This is a genomic window from Desulforegula conservatrix Mb1Pa (assembly GCF_000426225.1).
In the GTDB taxonomy this organism is placed as follows: domain Bacteria; phylum Desulfobacterota; class Desulfobacteria; order Desulfobacterales; family Desulforegulaceae; genus Desulforegula; species Desulforegula conservatrix.
Genome location: NZ_AUEY01000005.1, coordinates 79248 through 103752, shown reverse-complemented (window position 1 = coordinate 103752; position 24505 = coordinate 79248). Strand labels below are relative to the sequence as shown.

Sequence of the window (24505 nt, the reverse complement as noted above, 5' to 3'; positions counted from 1 at the left end):
TTCGTTTATGGAAAAAACACATCAGATCAAAAAAACAGTCACCAAAGTGAATCTTCGTGATCAGCAAAGTGATTACGGATACTGGACTTCACAACCACCCGCTCTCAGGCTTGATGCTCTTGAGCAAATCAGGCAGGAGTATCATTTATGGAGGTACGGTGCAGAACCGAGACTTCAAAGAGTTTATTCTTTTATTAAACGCTGATAATGTCAAATATCGTTTTTTTGAAGATGTTATGACTATTAATATACAGAACATGACAACAGAAGAAAAACTGATGGCAATGGAAATGCTTTGGGATGATCTGTGCAAAAGCCAAAAAAAATTTTCGTCTCCGGATTGGCATGGTGAAATATTAAACGAACGTGAAAAAGCCGTTGCAGATGGTAAAGACAGGTTTGTAGATTGGGAAACGGCAAAAAAAGACCTCCTGAATTCAATATTATGAATAATAAACCACAGATTACAACAGGCGTTTCCTTTGACGAAGTTCTGGAACTCATTGGGAATGCCCGCCAGAAGGCTTATCAGTCCGTAAATACAACCCTGATTGATCTTTACTGGCAGGTGGGCGCATATATCAGTCGAAAGATTGAAGCTGCGGAATGGGGTGACGGCGTTGTAAAACAGCTTGCCGCGCACATTGCCGGAAGCCAGCCAGGACTCAAGGGTTTTACAGGTAGAAATCTGTTCCGAATGAGGCAGTTTTACGAGACTTACAGGCATGATGAAAAAGTCGCGCCACTGGTGCGACAATTGTCCTGGAGCCACAATCTGATTATTCTTGGCCAGAGCAAACGTGAAGAAGAGCGTGAATTCTACCTGAGAATGGCAATCCGGGAGAAGTGGAGCAAGAGGGAACTTGAACGCCAGTTTAAAAACGCCCTTTTTGAGCGCACTGTCCTTAATCCTGTAAAAGTGTCACCAGCGGTGACACAAATTTATCCTGATGCCCTGAATGTATTCAAAGATTCATATATTGTGGAGTTTCTTAATATGCCGGAAGGTCATGATGAAAGCGACCTTCACAAGGGACTTCTGCACAGGCTCAAGGCTTTTCTCATAGAGCTTGGCAGGGATTTCTGTTTTGTAGGCTCTGAATTTCCTTTGCAGGTCGGCAACCGTGATTTCAGCATTGACCTGCTTTTTTTTCATCGTGGCCTGAACTGTCTGGTGGCAATAGAATTGAAGGTTGGAAGATTCGAGCCTGAATATCTTGGCAAGCTGGATTTTTACCTCGAAGCACTTGACCGTGATGTGAAAAAAGCCCACGAAAACCCTGCCATTGGAGTATTGCTCTGCGCCAGCAAGGACGAGGAAGTTGTGGAATATGCCTTGAGCCGTTCCCTGTCTCCAGCCATGATTGCCGAATACCAGACCCTGTTGCCTGACAAGAAACTTCTTCAGGCAAAGCTGCATGAATTTTATCTTCAGAATGTTACAGACGAGGACTAAGCATGAGTTTTCCGGGGTACGAGAAAAAACGCCGTGGATTTTAGGTTTTTGAATTCGGGATTTTTGATTTTTTCAGGATGAACTTTCATGAAAAAGAAAGCTTAACCATCTCCTTGGCATGAATCCGAAACGTAGGGTGCGTGGCGCTTTTCCACGCACCGTTTTTATCAGGCAATGGTGAGTGCAAGGACGGCACGCACCCTACATGCCCATCTTGGGCATGATGAGTTTATTGGCAAATTTTTTTAAAACAAGCGCCTTTCATTTTTTATTATGGCAGAACCATTGACAAAGATAAGGTTTTCGTAGGTCGGATCAGGACGCTTTTTGTCCGTAATCCGACGCACCATCCATGCAAAGGCGGTTCATGTCGGATTACGAGCAAAGGACGCTCTAATCCGACCTACAGATCCGCATGAATCTTATCTTCAGAATGTGACAGACGAGGACGAAGCATGAGTTTTCCGAGGTACGAGAAATATAAGGACAGCGGGGTTGAATGGCTTGGGGAAGTGCCGGAGCATTGGGAAAAAGTTCGTATTAAGCATATTGCAAAACCTGATTCCAAATCTTTTATTGATGGGGATTGGATTGAGACTCCTTATATAACAAATGAGGGCGTTAGGCTAATACAATGCGGCAATATTGGAACTGGCGTCTATGAAGAACAAGGCTTTAGATATGTATCAGAAGAAACTTTTCAAAAATTATCATGCACAGAAGTTAATCCAAATGACGTACTGATATGCAGATTGCAGTCATCTCGTACAATTCTAGCAGGGCGTGCATGCTTAGCTCCATCTCTTGGAGTAAAAATGATTACTTCCGTTGATAATTGCATTGTGAAGGTTTCTCCAGATTTTGATCCTCATTATATTGTATTTATGCTTTCAACTACGTCTTACCTTTCTTTTATTGAGGTTGTTGCAAGAGGAGGAACAAGAGACAGAATAAGTAGATCTATGCTTGGTAATATAGAAATAATATCACCTACATTGTCTGAACAAAATTTCATTGCAAATTTTCTGCATTCTGAAACCGCCAAAATAGATAATCTGATTGCGGAACAGCAGAAGCTGATAGAACTTTTAAAGGAAAAGCGTCAGGCTGTTATCTCCCATGCAGTCACCAAAGGTCTGAATCCTGATGCAAAGATGAAGGATTCAGGAATCGAATGGCTGGGCGATGTGCCGGAGCATTGGAGTGTGAAAAAATCCATTTATATTCTTGATAAACTTCAAGATGGCACCCACTTTAGCCCTGCAAGTGATGTCTGCGGAGATTATCTTTACATTACTGCAAAAAATATTAAGGAATGGGGCATAGATCTTTCAGATGTATCTTATATTAGTAAAGATGATCATGATGAAATTTACAAACGATGTCCAGTTTGTAAAGGGGACGTTTTGTACATCAAGGATGGAGCAACAGCAGGAATAGCCACAATAAATACTATAGATACTCCATTTTCATTACTTTCCAGTGTCGCAATGCTTCGTCCGAATCCTGATTGTTTTGATTCCAGATATTTAGCATACCATCTAAATTCAAGATCTTTTAAAACTTTTATATTGAATAGTCTTGTGGGTGGGGCAATGCCTCGTTTTACTATTGAAATTATTAAAAAATTTAAGTTTGTAACTCCAAGTATCTCCGAGCAACAAGCTATTGCTGCTTTTCTTGACAAAGAAACCTCCAAACTCGACACCCTCATCTCCGAAGCCCAAAAAGCCATAACCCTCCTCCAGGAGCGCAGAACAGCCCTCATCTCGGCAGCAGTCACAGGCAAGATCGACGTCCGGGGTTTTGTCCCTGATTCAGAAAGCGTGGTGGCAGCATGAGCAGTCTGCACAAGGAAATCAGTTTCGAGGACGAGATCTGCGGGTCACTTTTATCCAAAGGCTGGATCTATTCAAAGGACGACGCAAAGCTTTATGACAGAAAAACCGCCCTTTTCCCGCCTGATGTCATCGAATGGATAAGGTCAACCCAGCCAAAATCCTGGGAAGCGCTCGAAAAAAGTCACGGAACAAACGCGGCTGATGCTGTTTTAAGCCGTTTAAGGGATTCCATAAACCAGCGCGGAACGCTTGAAATAATCAGGCACGGCTTTGAAATGATAGGCTTGAGATCTCCCATTTCCATGAGCCAGTTCAAGCCAGCCCTTGCCATGAATCCTGATATCCTTTCCAAATATTCAGCAAACAGGCTGAGAATTGTCCGTCAGTTACGATATTCCCTTTTCAATGAAAACTGCATAGACCTTGTTCTTTTCGTTAATGGAATCGCTGTCGCCACATGCGAGCTTAAGACAGATTTCACCCAGTCCGTCGAAGATGCCGTTGACCAGTACAGATTTGACAGGCATCCCAAACCAAAGGGCCAGCAAACTTCTGAACCTGTTCTTTCCTTTCCGAATGGCGCACTTGTTCATTTTGCGGTCAGTAACATGGAAGTCCGCATGACAACCCATCTTCAAGGAGCTTCGACGTTTTTTCTTCCATTCAACAAGGGAGATGGCGGAGCTGCCGGAAATCCTTTAAACGAAAAAGGCCACAGAACGGCCTATCTCTGGGAGGAAATATGGGAAAGGGAAAGCTTTCTCGAGATAATAGGCAGGTATATTGTCAGCCAGAAAGACAAAAAAAAGCAGATTAAAAAGATCATATTCCCCCGCTTTCACCAGCTCGACGCGACAAGAAAAATGCTCGCCAAGGTTCTTGAAGACGGCCCTGGCCAGAAATATCTTATCCAGCATTCGGCAGGATCTGGAAAAACAAACTCCATTGCCTGGACTGCCCATTTTCTGGCTGATCTTCATGATTCAAACCATGAAAAGCTTTTTGATACTGTTCTTGTGGTTTCAGACAGAACAGTCCTCGACACCCAGCTTCAGGAAGCAATTTTTGATTTTGAGAGAACCACCGGAGTTGTTGCCACAATAAAAGGCGAAGGCACAAGCAAGAGCGGAGAGCTTGCCAAGGCATTATCAGGCGGAAAAAAGATTGTTGTCTGCACAATTCAGACCTTTCCTTTTGCTTTAAAAGCTGTTCAGGAACTCTCGGCCACTCAAAACAAACGCTTTGCAGTAATTGCTGACGAGGCTCATTCTTCCCAGACCGGAGACGCTGCCGCAAAACTAAAGGCTGTGCTGAACGCGGAAGAACTGAAAGAACTCTCGGACGGCGGAGAAATAGGAACCGAAGATATTCTTGCCGCACAGATGACGGCAAGGGCATCAGAGAGCGGAATCACATACGTCGCATTCACTGCGACCCCGAAAGCAAAGACAATAGAGCTTTTCGGAACAAGGCCGAAACCAGGGCTTCCTGCCGGGCCTGATAATCTTCCGGAGCCATTTCATGTCTATTCCATGCGTCAGGCCATAGAAGAAGGTTTCATTCTGGATGTTCTGAAAAATTACACGCCATATAAACTTGCTTTCAAGCTTGCAAGTTCAGGAAAGGAGCTGTCAGAAAAAGAGGTTGAGCGCAGCGAGGCCATGAAAGGCATAATGCGCTGGGTAAAGCTTCATCCTTATAATATTTCCCAAAAGGTTCAGGTTGTTGTCGAGCATTTTCTGGAAAATGTTTCTCCTCTTCTTGAAGGAAAAGGAAAGGCAATGGTTGTTGTGGCAAGCAGAATCGAGGCCGTGCGCTGGAAACTTGCCATGGACAAATACATCAGGGAACAGGGCTTAAAAATGGGAACCCTTGTGGCCTTTTCCGGCGAGGTGATTGATAAGGATTCCGGGGAAGATCCATTTACTGAAACATCCTCTGCCATGAATTCCGGTCTCAAAGGCAGGGACATAAGAGAGGCATTCAATACGGACGAATACCAGATTCTCCTTGTGGCAAACAAATTCCAGACAGGATTCGATCAGCCCCTTTTATGCGGAATGTATGTGGACAAAAAGCTTTCGGGAATTCAGGCGGTACAGACACTTTCCCGCCTGAACCGTTCATATCCGGGCAAGGACACAACTTTCATAGTCGATTTTGTGAATGAGCCTGAAGATGTTCTTGAGGCATTTAAAACATATTACACCACTGCCGAGCTTTCAGGAGTTTCAGACCCGAATCTTGTCTATGATCTGCGCATGAAGCTTGATTCAGCCGGTTATTATGATGATTTTGAGATAGACAGGGTTGTTAATGTCGAGCTTAACGAAAAATCCAGACAAAGCGATCTTGTTGCTGCCATAGAGCCGGTCAGCCAGAGGCTTTTGCAGAAATACAAGAATGCCGTGGAGGATCTTAAAAACGCGAAAGCCAGAAAAGACAGTCAGGCTGAAACAGACGCCCAGAACGAGATTAATGCCCTGCTTCTTTTCAAAAAAGACATTGGAACCTATCAGAGAATATATTCCTTTCTTTCCCAGATTTTCGACTATGGAAACACTGCGATTGAAAAACGTCATATGTTTTACAAGAGACTTCTTCCGCTTCTGGCATTTGGCAGGGAAAGGGATTCCATAGACCTTTCAAAGCTTGTTCTCACCCATCATAACCTGAAAAACAAGGGCAGACAGGATGTTCCGCTTGGCGCAAACGGAGAAAATCCGAAGCTCTATCCTGTGGCAGAAGCTGGAACAGGCGCAGTAAATGAAAAGCAGAGAGTATTTCTTGAAGAGCTTATTTCAAAGCTGAATGAGCTTTTTGAAGGCGATCTCACGGATAATGACAGGCTTGTTTATGTGAACCATGCGCTAAAAGGCAAGCTGCTTGAATCTGAAATTCTGAGGCAGCAGGCCTTGAACAACACAAAGGAACAGTTTTCAAACTCTCCTGATCTTGCAGGCGAGATAATGAACGCCATAATAGACGCTTTCGCGGCCCACAGTGTCATGAGTAAACAGGCCATTGATTCTGAAAAGATAAGGATAGATCTTAAAAATATTCTATTAATGCACGCCAATCTTTATGAGGATTTAAGGAATTTCAGCCAGGCTTGATGGTCTCGCAAAAAGTCTAAAAATGGCTTAAGCGTCATGCCGGACTTGATTCGGCATCTTTGTAATTTTAGCCGCTTCTGGATTCCGGCCTGCGCCGGAATGACGGCAATCTGACTTATTGCGACCTTGTCAAATTTAAAAAGCATTGAAAAGCGCTATATTTATAAGTATGTGATTCTCTGAAGTTAAAAAAACAAAGCCCGATTGGGTCTGATTAGATCCGATTTAATCGGGCTTTTGTTAATTTGCCCCAAAGGCCCATTTTAAAATAAAGTTGTATACCATGAACAAAAAGCTCCCTTTGTTAGCCCTTCTGACCGCATTTCCACCACTTGCGACAGACATGTACCTCCCTGCAATACCAACTCTTCAGAAGCAGTGGAACCAGCCATTGTCAGTCATTAATCTGACGCTTGTCTGCTTTTTCATAGCCTACTGCATTTCGCTTCTGGTTTACGGGCCTGTCTCCGACAGATACGGAAGAAGACCGCCGCTCATGGCTGGAATAGGTTTATATATTCTGGCATGCATTCTCTGCGCTCTTTCTCCAAACGCGGAAAGCCTTATTGTTTCAAGAATAATCCAGGCAGCAGGAGCTGCAGCTGCAGCGACCCTTGCCATGGCGATCAGTAAGGATCTTTTTACTGGAAAAGAAAGGGAACAGATTCTGGCAGTGATCGCCGTGATAGTATCGCTTGCGCCAATGCTCGCCCCTGTTTTAGGTGGATGGCTCTTAAAATGGTTTTCATGGCCGTGGATTTTTGTGTCCCAGGCGATTCTCGGGGCAATTTCACTCGCCGGGGTTTACAAAATGGAAGAAACCCTTAAAAATCCAATTAAAGTAAAGGTATCTGAACTTGCCTCAGGTTACATATATCTTTTCAAGAATGTGAAGTTCATGGGTTACGCCATAATGGTCGCCATAGCAGCGTTTCCGCTTTTTGCGTTCATTGGCGGTTCTGCGGACATATACATCACAAGGCTCGGACTTACAGAACAGACCTTCGGATACTTCTTCGGAGCAAACGCGCTGGCCTTCATGGCGGGTTCGTTTTCATGCTCAAGACTTCTAAGGGTAATGTCATCAAAACATCTTATGACAGCCGGATTTATCGGAATCCTGACAGGAGGTTTATGGATGCTGCTTTTTGCCGGACATGGCCCATACAGCCTTGCCCTGCCAATGGCTCTTTTGACTTTTTCCATAGGCCTGAGCCGTCCACCAAGCAACAATCTCGTTCTTGAGCAGGTGGACAAAAACGCCGGAGCCGCATCATCCATCATGATTTTTTCATATTTCATATTCGGCGCCATTTCAATGTGGATGATATCCCTGGACTGGGAAAACAAGATCAGGACAATAGGGGTGGTAAGCCTTGTTGCAGGATGTTTGATGCTGGGGATGTGGATTACACTTCAAAGAATTTCAGCAAATAAAAAGGTGAGCTCATTATGAAAAAAACAACATTTATTTATCTTTCCATTCTGTGCATTATCTTCTCAGGCTGTTCAATATCAAGGCCTGACACAATAATGCAGATTTCCACAATTGATTCTCTTATTGCCGGCAATTATGACGGTCATATGTCGTGCGGAGAACTTCTCCAAAACGGGGATTTCGGTCTCGGAACTTTTCAGGGGCTTGATGGAGAAATGGTCGTGCTTGACGGGAAAATTTACCAGATCAAGGCTGACGGGAATGTTTATTCTCCTGATTTGAATACGGGAAGCCCTTTTGCCTCCATTTGCGATTTCAAGCCTGAAAAAACCGTAACAATTGAAAATAAAACTGATTTTAAAGCCATGGAAGACATCATAGATATGGCCTCTCCAAACAAAAACCTGTTTTGCGCCATAAGAATTGATGGTGACTTCAGTTTTATGGAAACAAGAAGCGTCCCTGCCCAGAGAAAGCCCTACTCCCCTCTTTCTGAAATAACAAAAAATCAGCCGAGATTCAAAATGAGGAATATAAGTGGAACAATCGTCGGATTCAGATGTCCGCCTTTTGTCAAAGGGTTAAATGTCCCAGGATATCATCTTCATTTTCTTTCAAAAGACAGGACAAAAGGCGGTCACATACTTTCCTTTGAAACAAAAAATGCCGAATGCAAAATAGACATATGCAATGGTTTCTATATGGTTCTTCCAAAAGATGATGATGTGTTCGGCGGAACTGATCTCACAAAAAACAGAAACGCTGATCTTCAGAAAATTGAAAAATGACCGCCATGGTGATTCACTTTCATCATAAAACGCAATAACTCCGGGGACTATACAGAATGCAATACTGTTGAAATAGCGAAGATTTATGTCGGATTACGAGCAAAGAACGCTCTAATCCGATCTACATTATAAATCTTGATTTAATAAGAAGATAGCCAACAAAAAAAAGACTTTTTTATACCAAACAGGATGAAATGCTGTTAGTATCGATAAAGTTCGACATAAGACACTTGCCGCTCAAAATGCCTTAAGCGTAATCATCTCGGCACAAATACTATCTAAATGAAGCACAAGATTAAAAAAAATGTCATAGCTTTTCTTCTCGCAGCCCTCGCCGCATTTGCAGGGATGCTATTCCTGCGCCCTGAATTCACCAATATCCTGAACATCAAAAACACGCCAAACCTGGACTTTATTCTTGGGATTTCCGCAGGAGGGTCAATAGCTTCGCTTTTATGGTACAGACGGGTAGTAAATCAATCCCATATACTTAAAAAGCATCAGGAAATCCTGAATGAGATCGAAGACGGATATTACGAGGTGGATCTTTCAGGGAAAACCTTGTTTGTCAATCAGGGAATAACCAAAGTCCTTGGTTATAGCGCAGAAGAAATGTTAGCCATGAATAACAGGGCCTATATGACTCCTGAAAACGCTAAAAACCTCTACGAGGCATTCAACAAAGTTTATAAAAACGGCGAACCCATGCGGGGAGTCGCTTACGAAATCATCCATAAGGACGGGAATCCAAGGTTCCTCGAAACCTCCATTACACTCATGAAAAACCATAATGGCACTCCGACAGGCTTCAGAGGAGTCACAAGGGATATAACACCAAGAAAACTCGCTGAACAGGCCCTTGAAATGGCAAAAAAAGCAGCTGAAGCTGCAAGCCAGGCAAAAAGCCTTTTTCTTGCAAATATGAGCCATGAGATAAGAACTCCCATGAACGGAGTTATGGGAATGACAAAAATTCTCATGGATACAGAACTGTCAGACGAGCAGATGCATTACCTGAATCTTATAAACTCGTGCGGTGAAAATCTGCTTGATCTTTTAAACGACATTCTGGATTTTTCAAAGATAGAGGCCCGTCAGCTGATAATCTACCCTGATTTATTCAAGCCTGAAAAAATAATCGAAGAGATAATTGACACATTGACTCCAAGAGCCCTGGAAAAGGGAATAAACATCATATTCGATAAATCAGAATCTTTTCCAGGTCTTCTTATGGGCGATGCACTGAGAATAAAGCAGATTGTAATGAACCTCGCTGACAATGCCGTTAAATTTTCTGAAAACAGGGATGTTCAGATAGAGCTGGAATGTTCCTGGAAAAATGAACATGAAGCTTGCGTAAGCTTCATGATAAAAGACGCTGGCATAGGAATGGACAAAGACAAAATAGACCGTCTTTTCAAGGCTTTCAGCCAGATTGACGGTTCAATGACAAGAAAATATGGTGGCACAGGTCTGGGACTTGCCATATCAAGACAGCTCGCATCCCTGATGAACGGAAAAATTGAAGTAGAAAGCGAAAAAGGCAAAGGCTCCTTATTTACCTTCACCATAACATTACCGTATTCACAACCTGGCCTTGAATCATTATCAGGCCGCTCTCATGAAAAAACCGGGCAAAACGGACTGGATCTGGAACTTTACAAAAAGCATGTCCATGACCATCTGGCCTCAAAAGGGAAAAAAGAACTGAAAGTCCTGCTTGCAGAAGATCACCCCGTAAACAGGGAGCTATGTGAAAAAATGCTTTCAAAAATAGACATTTTCCCTGTATGTGCAAAAAATGGCCAGGAAGCACTTGATCATCTTTCAACCCTGACATTTGATCTTATCATCATGGATGTTCAGATGCCTGTGGTATCGGGAATCGAGGCCACAAAAATTATCAGGAAGTCCGGGGAAAACCAAAATACCCCTATCATCGCCTTAACTGCCCACGCCATGAGGGGAGACAGGGAAAAATGTCTTTTGGCCGGGATGGATGACTATATTTCAAAACCCATATCAATGGAAATATTCTACCCCACAGTCCTGAATTCAATTCTTCATCCGAGATAATGTAGGATCTTTATTTGATGCAGCTGAATACAAGATCAGTATCATTGAGGCCTGTTTTGACGTGGGTTAAATTGATTGATCTTATCTTGAGGAAACGCTATAAAAAAACAAGACATTGTTTTTGTCTTAATTTTCAGCATACATCATAAAATCCGAACATTATTCAAGTTAGATGGAATCGCAAAAAGTCTAAAAATGGCCTTGTCGTCATGCAGGACTTGATCCGGCATCTTTATAATTTCAGCTGTTTCTGGATTCCGTCCTGCTCCGGAATGACTGTAATCGGACTTTTTGATACCTTGTCCAGTTTTACTGATCAGTAATTCCATTTAATAATTCCAATTCTAATCCAGGCTTTATCCAAATGACTCTTTGGGCGGCCGCTTTATTCCAGGGTTCCCCAAGACCATAAACAGACATCAAGAGGCTTTTCTTGAAGAATCCGACTCCCAGATTAATAAATTCAATCAGGAATCTAATCATAAAAACAGGGGGAAGACTGTCTGCCTTTTTCAGCCATAAGCCAGCCATGGTTCCTTCCAATAAAGCAATGTACGAAGTAATTGAAAATATAAATAAATCAGGCGCAGGCCTTGTTTCAAGGAGCAAAAAATCAGAAAACAATTTCACTCGGCTCGGAAGCGGTCTTTTCAGTTTTCATAAAAACATATCGGATCTCCTGTGCCTGATTAATGAGGCAGCAGAACAGATAGGCAAAGAAGACGGCAACGGGGGCATAAACAGCGCGGGTGAGATTGCGGATAAAGCACTGAAAGATCTTGATGCATACAGAAATCTTGTGCACGAAAAATCAGCGGATATGGCAGCCATTTCAGGAAATTTGAACAAGCTTTTCAGATTGTGTGACTCATTTGAGAAAGCTGCGGGTTTTTTCAGATCTGTTGGACTTAATATAAAAATTGAAAGCAGAAGATCACCGGCTGCGAACGAAATGTTCGGGTTCATTTCAGAAGAAATGAGACCACTTTCCGAAAAAATCATCGAGATAATCTCGGCCATAAGAGAAGATGCGGAAAATGCCAGAAAAGCCCAGCAGACAGCCACAAAAAGCATTGAATCCGGCCTTGCCGAATTTGGAGAAATGGCTGAGGATGCCTCATCCACAGTAAAAGAAGCTGTAAATGACATAGAAAACCTGATGGTACTTTCAAGAAACATCATGGAAAAGGCCACGTATAATTCGGGAAAGATCTCCAGACAGACCGGCGAAATCGTTATGCAGATGCAGTTTCACGACAGCATGCGCCAGAGGATAGAGCATATGAGCAGCTCTCTGAACGAAGCGGAATCAAGGGTCAGGGAAGCCATCTCAGCCGGCGCCGGATCAGAGGCAAAAAATGAGAGAATCGGGGCTGCTTACGCAATAATCAATCTTCAGCATGCACAGCTTGCAGCGATGTCAGAGGAAGTTGAAGAAGTATTTCATAAATGCGGGAATGCGTTTGCGGAAATAAAATCAAACATAGAAAACCTCATAAACGACCTCCAGACAGAAGAAGATGCAGCCTCAAAGGATAGGGATCCTTTCCGGCGCCTGAAACAGTCTTTTTCAGAGCTGGCCTTGCTCATGAAAAGATCAAGGGCAATCGCGGACATACTTAAAGAAGTCACGGCCAAGGCAGGATCTACGGCATCAAGACTTTCTGAATATATGAAAACAGTGGACAGGGTAAACACAGACACCCATCTGATAGCCCTGAACGCCATCATCAAGGCGGCCCATCTCGGAGCAGAGGGAAGAACACTCGAAGAACTGGCCCAGATCCTTGTGGGACTTTCAAACCAGATCAATGAAATAGTCTCTGAGGTAAACGTCATAATCTCGGATACGAACAAACAGATCGAAAAACTGAATTCAATGGATCTGAAAGATGATGAATCCTATGTGTATCTGGAAAAAACAACCAGAATGCTTGCGGAAACCTATGATCTGTTTGAGCGGAAAAAATCGGCCGCAAAAATAAAGGCCTCTGAATTAGGCTCGACAATATCAGAAACAGTTAAAGATCTTGATTTCATTAAAATTCTTGCCAAAGATTTCGGAAAAATAAAATCGGGAATAGAGAATGATCTGGTAGCCCTTGAGCCATGGACTCAAAATCAGGGTTCATATATGGCGGAATCTGCGGACAGTCTCGCAGAAACTTACACAATGCAACAGCAGAGAGAAGTTCATGAAAAGATGCTGGCCTCAAAAACAAAAGCGGTTATGGCAGCCGAAGCGCCTGTCGAGCTGTGGGACAATATAGAGCTGTTTGATACGACTGACAGTAACGATGCGGGAACTGTCAGTGAAAATGGAGAAGAAATCCTGAAAAAAGAAGTCATTGATTCCAATGCGGCCGAAGAGTCTGAAAAACCAGGTCAAAAAAACAAGGATGATGATTTTGGCAATAATGTCGAACTTTTCTGATTGCAGTTGACGTTCAGGCCATAGCCCTTTCAGGAACAGGCTGGCCGTTTCGTCACATTAAATGGAAAAAATAAGGAGACCATATGGCGTTCATGACAGAAACCGAAAACGATAAAACACTCCTTAAAATAAGCGGAGTCCTAAGCATTTATGAGGCAGAGGCGTTCAAAAACGAGCTTTTGTCAGGATTTGAAAAAGGAGACGAGCTCTACATTGATCTTGGCTCGGTTTCAGACTGCGACCTCACGGCAATTCAGCTGCTTTATTCGGCAGGCAAATCAGCCGCCAGACTCCGCAAAAAACTGACTTTCACAAACATCCCTGAATCAATCCTCCAGACCCTGGACAATGCATGCCTGTCCATTGAGAAGCTCATAAAGCATGATGAAAAGGAGGTATAAATGGCCAAGGTGATTCTTACGGCCGACGACTCCAACAGTGTACGGCAGATGATCAATTTTACCCTTAAACAGGCTGGATATGACATAATCGAAGCTGTTGACGGAAAGGATGCTCTTCTGAAAATTAAAAGCTGTGCCGTCAACATGCTCATCACTGACCTGAACATGCCTAATCTGGACGGAATCGAACTGATACGCCGGGTAAGGGCAATTCCTGAATATAAATTCGTTCCAATCATCATGCTCACAACCGAATCCCAGGCCGACAAAAAAATGGCCGGCAAGGAAGCAGGAGCCACAGGATGGATAGTAAAGCCATTTAATCCTGAGCAGCTTATTGCGGTGGTGAAAAAGGTCATAGGATAATAAAAACGGGAGAGAAAAATGGACATTCACAAGGCGGCATATCAGGAAGAGGCGAATGAACTTCTGACAGAACTCGAGGCTTCGCTTCTCGAGCTTGAGGAAACACCTGATGACATGGAACTCATAGGCCGGGTTTTCCGGGCAATGCACACCATAAAGGGTTCAGGTGCAATGTTCGGCTTTGATGACATTGCCGAATTCACCCATGATGTGGAAACGTTTTTTGACCTTGTCAGGGCGGGAGAAATCCATGTCACAAAACAAATCATCAACCTTACTCTCCAGGCCTGTGACCAGATCCGTAAAATGGTCGAAGGCGAAACCATAGACAAAGGCAGATCAGAGCATATCCTTTCAGGCTTCAGGGAGATAATGCAAAAGCCATCTTCCCATGAAGAAAAGCCCGCCGAAATAATAAAGGAAGAAAAAACCAGGGAAGCCACATACAGAATCCGTTTTTATCCCAATCCCCAGATCCTTGCCACAGGCGGCAATCCCCTGTTTCTCATGGATGAGCTGAAAGAGCTGGGCAGATGCAGAATAACTGCAAGACCTGACAGAATCCCAATTCTTGAAAATCTTGACCCCATAACCTGCCAGATGGGCTGGGACATACTTCTGACAACAAAAAACGGCGTTAATGAAATCAGGGATGTATTCATTTTTGTTGAGGACGGCAGTGATATAAGCATAGAGGAAATAGACAGCGAAGACATAGAAGATGATGTTGAATATCGTCCCCTTGGCCAGATTCTGGTCGGCAGGGGCGAGATTTCTTCTGACGGCCTCAATCAGATCCTTGGCGAAAAAGTAAAAATAGGTGAACTGATTGTGGCGTCAAGACAGGCTGAACCAGAAGCTGTCGAGTCTGCACTCGTAGAACAGGAATACATAAGGGATATACGCAAAAAGAGGCAGGAAACAGTCGCGGCCTCGAGCATAAGGGTGGCTGCAGACAAACTCGACAAGCTTGTGGATCTTGTTGGCGAACTTGTTACTGTTCAGGCCAGACTCACCCAGAAAGCGTCTGTCCAGAATGATTCCGAGCTTGTCATGATAGCTGAGGAGGTGGAACGCCTGACCGCGGACCTCAGGGACAATGCCATGGGAATCAGAATGCTGCCCATTGGAACGACTTTCAGCAAATTCAAGCGGCTTGTCAGGGATCTGTCCGACGAGCTTGGAAAATCCATTGAAATGATCACCGAAGGCGGAGACACGGAACTTGACAAGACAGTTATAGAACGCCTGAGCGATCCCCTTGTACACATAATCCGCAACAGCATAGACCACGGTATAGAACAGGCTGATATCAGAAAAAGCACGGGGAAACCTGCCCATGGGACCGTCAAGCTGAGCGCCGAACACAGAGGAACAAATGTCCTTATCAAGATAAAAGATGACGGAGCAGGCCTGGATGCCGAAGCCATAAAGAAAAAAGGAATAGAAAAAGGACTCATTGACCGTGACGCAGACCTGCCTGAAAAAGAGATATTCTCCCTCATTTTCAATCCCGGATTCTCGACTGCCAAGGAAATCACAGATGTCTCCGGCCGGGGCGTTGGTATGGACGTTGTCAAAAAAAGCATAGAGGCGCTTAGGGGAACCATAGAAATAGAAAGCGTAAAAGGAGGGGGCACAACAATTACCCTCAAACTGCCACTGACACTTGCGATAATAGACGGTCTGCTTGTCGAGATAGGAACAACAAGCTTTGTTCTTCCCCTCTCTGTTGTGGAGGAATGCATAGAGCTTACATCAGACACGATAAACAAGGCCCATGGCCGCCATATGGCAACTTTAAGGGGAGAACTCGTGCCTTATATTTCCCTGCGTGAATTCTTCGGCATAAATTCCGCTCACCCGGATATTTCCCAGATAGCCATTGCTGAAGTGGACGGCTCAAGAATCGGCTTTGTGGTTGACAGGGTGATAGGCCAGCACCAGACAGTCATCAAATCGCTTGGCAGGGTATACAGGGACGTCGAAGGAGTGTCAGGAGCAACAATTCTTGGCGATGGAACCATTGCTCTCATGCTGGATGTCAACCAGCTTTCACAGATGGCATTTACCATGGAAATGAATATGGTGAACAGTCATCATTAGAAAAGATCACAAAAAGGCGGAGAAAATTTAGCATGGCCGAGAAAATACAAATCGAGACAAAACAGTATCTGACCTTTCATCTGGACGAGGAAAAATTCAGCCTGGACATAACCCAGGTCAAAGAGGTGCTGGACTTTACCACAATAACAAAGGTTCCGAGGACTCCTGATTTCATGCGAGGCGTGATAAATCTGAGGGGAGGAGTTGTTCCTGTTATTGACCTTAGGCTCAAGATGGGCATGCCGGAAACGGTAAAGACCGTTCATACCAGAATCATCATAGTGGAGGTAATGATAGACGGAGATCCCACAATTCTCGGAGTCATTGCAGATTCCGTGGAAGAAGTATGCGATATAGATTCAGATATGATTCTGCCTCCACCTAGAATCGGAACAAGACTAAAGACCGATTTCATCAAAGGTATGGGAAAGTTAGGCGAGGACTTCGTCATAATACTCGACATTGACAAAGTTTTTTCGTCCGAAGAAATAGCAATAGCAAACAACCTTGAAAAACAAAGAGAAGAGACAGGCATGACAGATTAAAATGAGAAGGTATATACACGAATCAAAAAGACATGTCTCCATACATATAGGGGAATACCACGCATCGGGCCGTCCTGAAATAATATCAACAGTGGTGGGATCGTGCGTCGCAGTATGCCTTTTTGAACCTGTCAAAAAAATCGGGGGAATGAACCACATACTCTTGCCAGGAACAGCCAACTGGAATGACTTCGATTTTTCGGCCAGATACGGAATCAATGCCATGGAACTACTCATAAATAGGATGATGAAGCTCGGAGCAGAAAGAAAAATAATAATTGCCAAGGCTTTCGGAGGGGCATGCACACTGTCCGCCATGAATTCCAAGGATCACATCGGAATCAGAAATTCAGAGTTTGTTATCGAATTTCTTGAACAGGAAGGGCTCAGGCTCGCGAGTTGCAGTCTTGGCGGTGATGCAGGGAGAAAAGTTCTGTTTCATACTGACACAGGAGTCGTTTTCATAAAAAAGATAATACCGGCAGCCATAAAAAATATCATGACAGAAGAGCAGAGAAAGCAGGAGCAGATATTGAAGGAGGCAGGAAAGACAGAGGAAATTATTATTTTCTGATATTTGTTTTTTTTGAATCTTTCCTGTGCGGCTTGGTGATAGCGTGTCTCTGTGCTGGCCCAAAATTCAGATAAATCAAAGCCAGGAGAATAAATGTCAGCCAATAATATCCAGAATCTTAAAATGACGGACAAGGAATTCCTTGAACTCAGTTCCATAGTGAACTCTGAGACGGGAATAAAGATGCCTCCGGCAAAAAAAAGCATGCTGCTGTCAAGACTGCTTAAGCGAATCAGAATCCTTGGTCTGTCATCATTCGCAGGGTATATCGAATATCTAAAAACAGAAAAAGGCCGGTCAGAAGAGCTGTTCATTTTCATAGATTCCGTAACCACAAACAAAACCGATTTTTTAAGGGAGCCCAATCATTTCGATATTCTGACAAAAAGAATCATCCCCGAGCTCATAAACAGAAACGGAGCAGGATTCAAAAAAAAATTCAGGATCTGGAGCGCTCCGTGTTCAACAGGCGAAGAACCTTACACCCTTGCCATGTGCCTTAACGAGTTTGCCGCTGTTCATAAGGGATTCTCGTTTTCAATACTTGGGACGGACATAAGCACGGATGTCCTTAAAAAGGCGGAACTTGCCATATACGACCACGAAAGGGTCGAAGTTATAGATGCCAATCTGCGTAAAAAATATCTTCTCAGGGGAAAAGGGAAATACGAGAATACAGTCAGAATAATTCCCGCACTCAGAAGCCAGGTATATTTCAAGAGGGTTAATTTCATGGACGAAAAGTATGACAGCGACGGGCCTCTGGATGTTATCTTCTGCAGAAACGTACTCATTTATTTCGAGAGGGCTGTCCAGGAAAAGGTAATAAACAGGCTCTGCCGCTGTCTTATTCCGGGCGGATATCTTTTTACAGGGCATTCCGAGAATCTTAACGGTTTATCTGTCCCGCTCGTACATATGGGATCCACAGTTTACAGAAAAGAGGAATATTAGGTAATCCTATGCCGAAAAAAATCCGCGTTCTTATAGTTGATGATTCAGCCATTGTAAGGGAAACCCTGAAATCAATCCTTGAATCTGATCCTGCAATAGAGGTCATGGGAACAGCGCCGGATCCTTTTGCGGCAGCTGACAAAATCAGACTGGAAGTCCCTGATGTAATAACCCTTGATGTGGAAATGCCGCGCATGGACGGCATTACTTTTCTGCATAAAATAATGTCCCAGCACCCAATCCCCGTGGTCATGTGCTCAAGCCTCACTGAAAAAGGATGCGAAACCACACTCAAGGCCCTTGAATACGGAGCTGTTGAAATAATCCAGAAGCCCAAACTCGGCACAAAACAGTTTCTGCTGGAATCATCCATAGCCATATGCGATGCGGTAAAAGCAGCTTCTGTCGTGCGTCCCAAAGCGATCGGACAAGTCAGGAAAATCGAAAAAAAGCTTTCCGCTGATGTGATAATTCCAAAGCCGTCTACATGGGCAATGGCCCAGACAACGGAGAGAATAGTTGCGGTGGGGGCCTCAACAGGCGGTACTGAGGCGCTCAAGGTTTTCCTCGAAGCGTTTCCTGTTGACTGCCCTGGAATCGTCATAGTTCAGCATATGCCTGAGAATTTCACGGCAGCCTTTGCAAGGAGACTCAATTCAACGTGCAGGATAGAAGTCAAGGAAGCTGAAAACGGAGACACCGTTCTCAGGGGAAGAGCACTCATAGCTCCCGGCAACAAGCACACACTCCTGAAAAGAAGCGGGGCAAGGTATTATGTCGAAATAAAGGAAGGGCCGCTTGTGAGCCGCCACAGACCGTCTGTGGATGTTCTTTTCAGATCAACCGCAAGATATGCGGGAGCCAACGCGGTTGGAGTCATAATGACCGGCATGGGCGATGACGGCGCCCAGGGAATGCTTGAGATGAAACAGGCAGGAGCTTACAATATCGCCCAGGACGAGGCTTCATGCATAGTATTTGGAATGCCGAACGAAGCCATAAAAAAGGGCGGCGTGGACAGGATTCTGCCACTTAACGCCATCCCGAACGCAGTCATAAATCTTTGTTCATGATGAGCGGTAAATAATTCAAAAAGGCAGCCTGATGCCGTGCTCATAGAGAATTCTGATCCCAATACCAATAAGCGCAAGCCCTCCGAAAACTTCGGAGAAAGCCCCTAACTTTGGAATCTGGCCTATTTTTCTGCCAAGGTGAAGGCCTCCTGCCGTAAAAACAAGGGCCACAATGCCTATAACAGCTGCCGGCATCATTATATCAACGCCTGCCATTGAAATGCTGAAACCCACGGCAAGCGCGTCTATACTTGTTGCGACAGAGAGTATTATAAGGGTTCCGCCCTTTGTGGGGTCCTTACGTTCCGCTTCTTCGTCATCCCCTCCTGAAAAGGAATTTCTTATCATATTGAGTCCGACAAAAAGAAGCAGAACAAAAGCCACCCAGTGATCAAATTCCGAAACGTATCGAACTATGCTCTTTCCGGCCAGCCATCCGATAACAGGCATCAATGCCTGAAAAAGCCCGAAATGCCAGGCGAGTCTGAATGTCTGCCTGAGACTGACAGACTTCATTGACGCGCCCGATGCGATAGCTACGGAGAATGCGTCCATGGCAAGGGCAACGGCTATTGCCATCAATTCTGCTAAACCCATTTTCCCTCCAGAATAAGAATCCGTGATGGCATATGCCTGATTGGCACTGCCGAAATCCTTGCTATTAACTTTAAAATATGGCCCGGTCAATACAATTAACGTTCATAAAACAGCGTTTTAAAAGCTTAAAATTGCTTACACATATTTCCTGGTTCATGGTATAGAAAAAAAATGCGTACAGATGTGGAGGCAAATATGATCATAGATGAAAGAAGACAGAGAAACAGGGTGGTTTTCGAGACCAGGGTAAATGTCAAATCCCTGGATGAGACATTCATATCCGAGGGCACCTCGAAAAATATCGGCATGGGAGGAATCTACATAGAAATCCCTGATTTTTTAGGGCCTCAAACGCCATGCGATGTGGAAATTGTACTGAATGCCAGGCACAGCCATATAATTCTCCATACCAAGGGGGCTGTATCAAGAATAGATGACAAAGGAATGGCCGTGAAATTTGATAATGACCTTGAATGGTGGGCTCTTTTTGCCATTTACGGCCAATACGGCAATCCTTCCGGCAAACTTTTCGCCGCCTAAATCTAAGCGGAACCGATCACCCTTTTCTGCCGAATTTTTTCTCCATCTCGTCCCCGGACAAAACCATATAGACAGGTCTTCCATGGGGACAATGAAATGGATTCCCACACAATGAAAGATCATTAAGAAGATTTTTCATGTCAGAAGCAGCAAGTTCGTGGCCGCTTCTTATGGCAGCGTGGCAGGCCATCACCGCAAAACACTCTCCGAAAATTTCTTCATGATCCGGCTTTTTCCCGCTGAACTCTATAAGTCTGTCAATAATATCCTGGAGAAGATCCTTGATCCTGTTTTCAGGCAGAAGAGACGGCACAGCCCTGACAGCAAATGAATTCTCCCCGAAATGCTCAATTTCAATACCGGATGTTGAAAGTTCCTGAAGAATTTCCATGAGCACAAGGGTCTCCTTGGGCGAAAATTCAACAATCTCCGGCATAAGAAGCCTTTGGACAGATGGACGCAGCTTCCCTGAAGCCATCTGCTGGAATCTCTCATAAACAACGCGTTCATGTGCTGCGTGCTGATCAAAGATCACAAGGCCAGAAGCAGAATCACATAAAATATAAGATTTTTTAAACTGGCCAATTATTTTCAGGGAAGAGAATATGGAATGTGCTTCAGAAGCTTTTTCTCCATATCTATAGTCATCCTTATTGGCTTCCTGAGTCTCCAGATCCATATTCTCAGATAAATCTGCGGATATGGCCTTGTCATCTGTCACCAAGGATTCAAGAACTTCGGCATATCCCTGCTCTTCTGGCTCTGCACGATATTCATCGATGCTGCCCTGTCCGTTCAAGTCTTGACTCAAATTAAGATCTCGATTCAAATCCTGATCTTGTTTAAGGTTCTGGACTTCTTGCTCAACTACAGGCTTTGACAAAGAATCATTATCACAGGGCAGATTTTCCTTAAAAGAAGTCTTGTCAAAAGAGGCCTTAAGTTCCTGAACATCTGGTATTTTTATATCTTTTGACGCGCTTTCCGCTGATTTGAAAAGAGATTGCCGTTCTTTATCTGGCAAGTCATTTTTATCAGCAGGCAGCTTATCACTATACAGCTTATCATGGGACAGCTTGCCAGAAGATACCCTGTCAGCATTCTTAGCTGTAATGTCCGGGATTACTGGCTTAGCATAGGATTCAGTATTTCTGAAAATAGGAGGCTCATACGGTTTTGGAGCTCTGTTGGAAATTGCCAGACTGCCCTGCGGTCTCTGGGGAACATTTCGCGCTGCTTCTCTTTTCATGAGCGCATCATGGCATGCTGCCCTTACTGCCCCATATATATCCCTCTGGTTTGAAAACCGTACTTCCTGCTTTGTCGGATGCACATTCACGTCAACAGTACCATTCGGAAGATCCATGAAAAGAACTGCCATCGGAAACCGTCCCTTCATCAGGCTTCCTTTATAGGCATCGCACATGGCGTGGATAATGCCCCTGTCCTTTACATATCGGCCATTTACGAAAATATATATTTTCTGCCCTGATCCCCTTGTCACATCAGGTTCCGAAATCCAGCCCGAAAGAGTAACGTGTTCAGTCTCGCGCTCGACATAGAGCATCTTGCCCCTTAGATCCCTGCCAAGAACATCCACAGCCCTTTCAAAAGGAGAAACAACCGCAGGAAGATTCTTAACAACTTTTCCGTCTCCTGAAAGCCTGAAATTTACAGATGGCCAGGGAAGAGCAAGACATGTCAGAATCTCCGTAATATGGGCCATTTCAGTAGGTGAAGTTTTGAGGAATTTGCGTCTTGCCGGAGTGTTGAAAAAAATATCTTTGACAGAGATGATTGTGCCGGGAGCGCATCCTGAGTCTTCGACATTCAGAATTTTCCCACCATTAATATGAATAGAAACGCCTGATTGCGAAGTCTTTGTCTTTGTCTCCAGGCTGAATCTTGAAATAGATGCTATGCTTGGAAGAGCCTCGCCCCTGAAACCAAGGGTGTTTATGGAAAAAAGATCCGCGTCTGATATGATCTTGCTTGTGGCGTGTCTTTCAATGGCGAGAAGGGCATCTTCATATTCCATGCCTTCTCCGTTGTCAGAAATCTTTATCTGCCTTTTTCCGCCATCTTCAATATCAACAAAAATCCTTGTGCTTCCGGCGTCAAGGCTGTTCTCCACAAGTTCCTTGACTATGGACGCAGGTCTTTCAACCACTTCTCCGGCGGCAATTTTATTTATTATTATATCAGGAAGGACTCTGACTCTTGACATTCAAACCTGCTTGATGAGTGATCTATTCGGGATTTTTGAAAGACTTTTCAAGGATAAGCGAATCTGAGGGGGAGAGATTAAAACGCAGGCAAGCTTCATCCACAAGAATGCTGACGGATTTTTTACTTCCTGCTTTAAGCTCGGAGTTTATCCATTTTACAGCCTTTCTTAAAAATTCACCTTCAGGAAATATTTTATCTGATATTCTGGCTGACAAAATGAACCTCCAAGGGGAAATTTGAATCCGGTGCAGGGACATTTCCACGCACCGGCGGCATTCGGATCAATGTCGGATTACGAGCAAAGAACGCTCTAATCCGACCTACGAATTGGCTTTTTTATGGCTATTTAACAATGACAAGGTCGCAAAAAGTCCCAAAAAGGGCCGGAGTTAATCCGGCATCCTTGTATTTTCAGTTAGTCCTGGATTCAGGCCTGCGCCGGAATGACAGGAATCGGACTTTTTGCGAGCCCATCAACAATACAAGACTATTATTTTATAGCTGGTTTTCGTTTCTCAAGCGCCGCAGCTTTTTCAAAAACATAAGCCGCCTTGAGAAGTTTTTCCTCGCAGAAATATCCTGCCTGGAGCTGAAGACCGATGGGCAGACCTTCTTTGGAATATCCGCATGGCACGCTGATTCCCGGAATACCCGCAAGATTTGTGGAAAGCGTAAAAATATCCGAAAGATACATGGTCAGAGGATCACCGGTCTTTTCTCCAATCTTGAATGCAGGAGTTGGAGCAACAGGCGAAAGGATCATGTCGCATTTTTCAAAAGCCTTATTGAAATCCTGCTTGATAAGAGTCCTCACCTGGGCAGCTTTGCCGTAGTAAGCGTCATAATAGCCTTCGGAAAGGGCATATGTTCCTATTATGATTCTTCTCTTAACCTCTTCTCCAAGCCCTTTAAGACGAGTGGCCTTATACATGCCGATGATTCCGCCTTCAGTGTCCTCCGCTCTTCTGCCGTATCTTACGCCATCGTATCTGGCCAGATTGGAGCTTGCCTCACAGGGAGCTATTACATAATAGACAGCAACGGCGTATTTTGTATTTGGAAGACTTACAGGAACAAATTCAGCGCCCAGAGACTCCATTATTTTCATGGATTTTTTTACTGACTCGGCAACGTCAGGATCAAGGCCTTCGGCGTTATTGTATTCCTCAGGAAGCCCTATTCTGATGCCCTTGAGATTGTCACCCGCATTATTTATTGCTGATACGAAATCAGGGAATTCCCTTCTTGCCGAGGTTGAATCCTTCCCATCAAAACCGCAGATCGCGTTCATGAGGATTGCAGAATCCCTTACATCCTTAGTTATCGGGCCGATCTGGTCAAGGGATGACGCATATGCTACAAGACCGTAACGGGAAACGCTTCCGTAAGTCGGCTTGATTCCCACAACTCCGCAATGCGAGGCTGGCTGACGAATGGATCCGCCCGTATCAGAGCCAAGAGACCCCAGACACATGTCAGCAGCGACAGCCGCAGCAGAACCGCCGCTGGAGCCTCCGGGAATTCTTGAAAGATCCCAGGGATTTCTTGTCAGCTTCATCGCAGAATTCTCTGTGGATGACCCCATGGCAAACTCATCCATATTGAGCTTTCCAGAAACGACAGCACCGTCTGAGTAGAGTTTTGCCATGACTGTGGCGTCATAGGGTGGAACAAAATCATCGAGAAATTTCGAGCCGCAGGTTGTCTTCATTCCCTTTGTGCAGATAAGATCCTTGATACCCAAAGGAATCCCTGTGAGGGTTTTAATATTCCCTTCTGAAATTACTTTGTCAGCGGCAATGGCCTGGGCCATGGAAAAGTCTTCGTCAACTGTGATATAGGCGCCGACTTTTTCCTCAATTTCTCTTATTCTTCCAAGAACTGACTGGGTCAGCTCGCTTGAGGAAATTTCCTTTTTCTTAAGAAGCTCATGTGCTTCATGTATTTTCAGTTCATGCAGTTTCATGGCTG

General features: G+C 44.3%; 21 protein-coding genes. 16 read left to right on the top strand and 5 right to left on the bottom strand.

Annotated features, from left to right (window positions below; all coding sequences use genetic code 11):
- Positions 1–56: 56 nt before the first annotated feature.
- The 7 genes from K245_RS28005 (at position 57) to K245_RS22985 (ending at position 10715) form a co-directional block, all read left to right on the top strand.
- On the top strand, positions 57–449 hold the full coding sequence (locus K245_RS28005; protein WP_198013824.1) for an addiction module protein: 393 nt from the start codon (positions 57–59) through the stop codon (positions 447–449).
- Positions 446–1456: a PDDEXK nuclease domain-containing protein gene (locus K245_RS0103930; RefSeq protein ID WP_027358257.1), complete on the top strand. Its 1011-nt coding sequence runs from the start codon at positions 446–448 to the stop codon at positions 1454–1456. Before K245_RS28005 ends, K245_RS0103930 begins: the two co-directional genes overlap by 4 nt.
- A gap of 455 nt (positions 1457–1911) precedes the next feature.
- Positions 1912–3297: a restriction endonuclease subunit S gene (locus K245_RS0103920; protein WP_027358256.1), complete on the top strand. Its 1386-nt coding sequence runs from the start codon at positions 1912–1914 to the stop codon at positions 3295–3297.
- Positions 3294–6413 (top strand): type I restriction endonuclease subunit R, encoded by a 3120-nt coding sequence (locus K245_RS0103915; protein WP_027358255.1) that lies wholly within the window; start codon positions 3294–3296, stop codon positions 6411–6413. The genes K245_RS0103920 and K245_RS0103915 overlap by 4 nt, the downstream gene beginning before the upstream one ends.
- Positions 6414–6696: 283 nt before the next feature.
- Positions 6697–7869 carry a multidrug effflux MFS transporter gene (locus tag K245_RS0103910; RefSeq protein ID WP_027358254.1) on the top strand — a complete coding sequence of 391 codons (1173 nt, stop codon included), beginning with the start codon at positions 6697–6699 and terminating at the stop codon, positions 7867–7869.
- Positions 7866–8639: an acetolactate decarboxylase gene (budA, locus tag K245_RS0103905; RefSeq protein WP_035276421.1), complete on the top strand. Its 774-nt coding sequence runs from the start codon at positions 7866–7868 to the stop codon at positions 8637–8639. The genes K245_RS0103910 and budA overlap by 4 nt, the downstream gene beginning before the upstream one ends.
- Before the next feature lie 282 nt (positions 8640–8921).
- Positions 8922–10715 (top strand): PAS domain-containing hybrid sensor histidine kinase/response regulator, encoded by a 1794-nt coding sequence (locus tag K245_RS22985; RefSeq protein ID WP_051283846.1) that lies wholly within the window; start codon positions 8922–8924, stop codon positions 10713–10715.
- A gap of 143 nt (positions 10716–10858) precedes the next feature.
- Here K245_RS22985 and K245_RS28000 read toward each other — a convergent pair whose 3' ends face one another.
- Complete coding sequence (locus K245_RS28000) at positions 10859–11044, bottom strand: hypothetical protein (RefSeq protein ID WP_027358252.1); 186 nt, start codon at positions 11042–11044, stop codon at positions 10859–10861.
- A gap of 104 nt (positions 11045–11148) precedes the next feature.
- On the opposite strand from K245_RS28000, the gene K245_RS0103885 reads away from it, so the two are divergent.
- From K245_RS0103885 to K245_RS0103850, 8 genes are all read left to right on the top strand, one after another.
- Positions 11149–13149, top strand: a complete 2001-nt coding sequence (locus tag K245_RS0103885) for a hypothetical protein (protein WP_156906690.1) — start codon at positions 11149–11151, stop codon at positions 13147–13149.
- A 92-nt stretch (positions 13150–13241) separates the two neighbouring features.
- Complete coding sequence (locus K245_RS0103880; RefSeq protein ID WP_198013822.1) at positions 13242–13550, top strand: STAS domain-containing protein; 309 nt, start codon at positions 13242–13244, stop codon at positions 13548–13550.
- Positions 13551–13916 (top strand): response regulator, encoded by a 366-nt coding sequence (locus K245_RS0103875; protein ID WP_027358248.1) that lies wholly within the window; start codon positions 13551–13553, stop codon positions 13914–13916.
- Positions 13917–13934: 18 nt separating this feature from the next.
- The gene (locus K245_RS0103870) at positions 13935–16022 is read left to right on the top strand and encodes a chemotaxis protein CheA (RefSeq protein WP_027358247.1); all 2088 of its coding nucleotides are present in this window, start codon (positions 13935–13937) and stop codon (positions 16020–16022) included.
- A 32-nt stretch (positions 16023–16054) separates the two neighbouring features.
- Positions 16055–16567: a chemotaxis protein CheW gene (locus K245_RS0103865; RefSeq protein ID WP_027358246.1), complete on the top strand. Its 513-nt coding sequence runs from the start codon at positions 16055–16057 to the stop codon at positions 16565–16567.
- Between the two features lies 1 nt (position 16568).
- Positions 16569–17141: a chemotaxis protein CheD gene (locus K245_RS0103860; RefSeq protein ID WP_035276420.1), complete on the top strand. Its 573-nt coding sequence runs from the start codon at positions 16569–16571 to the stop codon at positions 17139–17141.
- Between the two features lie 93 nt (positions 17142–17234).
- Entirely contained in the window at positions 17235–18095 is an 861-nt protein-coding gene (locus K245_RS0103855; protein ID WP_027358244.1) for a CheR family methyltransferase, read from the top strand.
- Between the two features lie 8 nt (positions 18096–18103).
- Complete coding sequence (locus K245_RS0103850; RefSeq protein WP_027358243.1) at positions 18104–19168, top strand: protein-glutamate methylesterase/protein-glutamine glutaminase; 1065 nt, start codon at positions 18104–18106, stop codon at positions 19166–19168.
- Between the two features lie 15 nt (positions 19169–19183).
- Here the strand turns inward: K245_RS0103850 and K245_RS0103845 are convergent, their stop codons facing one another.
- Positions 19184–19765, bottom strand: a complete 582-nt coding sequence (locus tag K245_RS0103845; protein ID WP_027358242.1) for a manganese efflux pump MntP — start codon at positions 19763–19765, stop codon at positions 19184–19186.
- 195 nt (positions 19766–19960) lie between these two features.
- Here K245_RS0103845 and K245_RS0103840 point away from each other — a divergent pair, with 195 nt between their 5' ends.
- On the top strand, positions 19961–20305 hold the full coding sequence (locus K245_RS0103840) for a PilZ domain-containing protein (protein ID WP_027358241.1): 345 nt from the start codon (positions 19961–19963) through the stop codon (positions 20303–20305).
- Positions 20306–20321: 16 nt separating this feature from the next.
- Here the strand turns inward: K245_RS0103840 and mutL are convergent, their stop codons facing one another.
- From mutL to gatA, 3 genes are all read right to left on the bottom strand, one after another.
- A complete protein-coding gene (gene mutL / locus K245_RS0103835; RefSeq protein ID WP_027358240.1) occupies positions 20322–22532 on the bottom strand; it encodes a DNA mismatch repair endonuclease MutL in 2211 nt (736 codons plus the stop codon).
- A gap of 22 nt (positions 22533–22554) precedes the next feature.
- Complete coding sequence (locus K245_RS22980) at positions 22555–22749, bottom strand: hypothetical protein (RefSeq protein ID WP_035276419.1); 195 nt, start codon at positions 22747–22749, stop codon at positions 22555–22557.
- Positions 22750–23024: 275 nt separating this feature from the next.
- A complete protein-coding gene (gene gatA / locus K245_RS0103825) occupies positions 23025–24500 on the bottom strand; it encodes an Asp-tRNA(Asn)/Glu-tRNA(Gln) amidotransferase subunit GatA (protein WP_027358239.1) in 1476 nt (491 codons plus the stop codon).
- Positions 24501–24505 lie beyond the last annotated feature (5 nt).

Excerpts from the sequence above, each read along its gene's own strand:
- K245_RS0103930 (WP_027358257.1), top strand. The coding sequence starts at position 446 with ATGAATAATAAACCACAGATTACAACAGGCGTTTCCTTTGACGAAGTT.
- K245_RS0103920 (WP_027358256.1), top strand. The coding sequence starts at position 1,912 with ATGAGTTTTCCGAGGTACGAGAAATATAAGGACAGCGGGGTTGAATGG.
- K245_RS0103915 (WP_027358255.1), top strand. The coding sequence starts at position 3,294 with ATGAGCAGTCTGCACAAGGAAATCAGTTTCGAGGACGAGATCTGCGGG.
- K245_RS0103910 (WP_027358254.1), top strand. The coding sequence starts at position 6,697 with ATGAACAAAAAGCTCCCTTTGTTAGCCCTTCTGACCGCATTTCCACCA.
- budA (WP_035276421.1), top strand. The coding sequence starts at position 7,866 with ATGAAAAAAACAACATTTATTTATCTTTCCATTCTGTGCATTATCTTC.
- K245_RS22985 (WP_051283846.1), top strand. The coding sequence starts at position 8,922 with ATGAAGCACAAGATTAAAAAAAATGTCATAGCTTTTCTTCTCGCAGCC.
- K245_RS28000 (WP_027358252.1), bottom strand. The coding sequence starts at position 11,044 with ATGGAATTACTGATCAGTAAAACTGGACAAGGTATCAAAAAGTCCGAT.
- K245_RS0103880 (WP_198013822.1), top strand. The coding sequence starts at position 13,242 with ATGACAGAAACCGAAAACGATAAAACACTCCTTAAAATAAGCGGAGTC.
- K245_RS0103875 (WP_027358248.1), top strand. The coding sequence starts at position 13,551 with ATGGCCAAGGTGATTCTTACGGCCGACGACTCCAACAGTGTACGGCAG.
- K245_RS0103870 (WP_027358247.1), top strand. The coding sequence starts at position 13,935 with ATGGACATTCACAAGGCGGCATATCAGGAAGAGGCGAATGAACTTCTG.
- K245_RS0103865 (WP_027358246.1), top strand. The coding sequence starts at position 16,055 with ATGGCCGAGAAAATACAAATCGAGACAAAACAGTATCTGACCTTTCAT.
- K245_RS0103860 (WP_035276420.1), top strand. The coding sequence starts at position 16,569 with ATGAGAAGGTATATACACGAATCAAAAAGACATGTCTCCATACATATA.
- K245_RS0103855 (WP_027358244.1), top strand. The coding sequence starts at position 17,235 with ATGTCAGCCAATAATATCCAGAATCTTAAAATGACGGACAAGGAATTC.
- K245_RS0103850 (WP_027358243.1), top strand. The coding sequence starts at position 18,104 with ATGCCGAAAAAAATCCGCGTTCTTATAGTTGATGATTCAGCCATTGTA.
- K245_RS0103845 (WP_027358242.1), bottom strand. The coding sequence starts at position 19,765 with ATGGGTTTAGCAGAATTGATGGCAATAGCCGTTGCCCTTGCCATGGAC.
- K245_RS0103840 (WP_027358241.1), top strand. The coding sequence starts at position 19,961 with ATGATCATAGATGAAAGAAGACAGAGAAACAGGGTGGTTTTCGAGACC.
- mutL (WP_027358240.1), bottom strand. The coding sequence starts at position 22,532 with ATGTCAAGAGTCAGAGTCCTTCCTGATATAATAATAAATAAAATTGCC.
- gatA (WP_027358239.1), bottom strand. The coding sequence starts at position 24,500 with ATGAAACTGCATGAACTGAAAATACATGAAGCACATGAGCTTCTTAAG.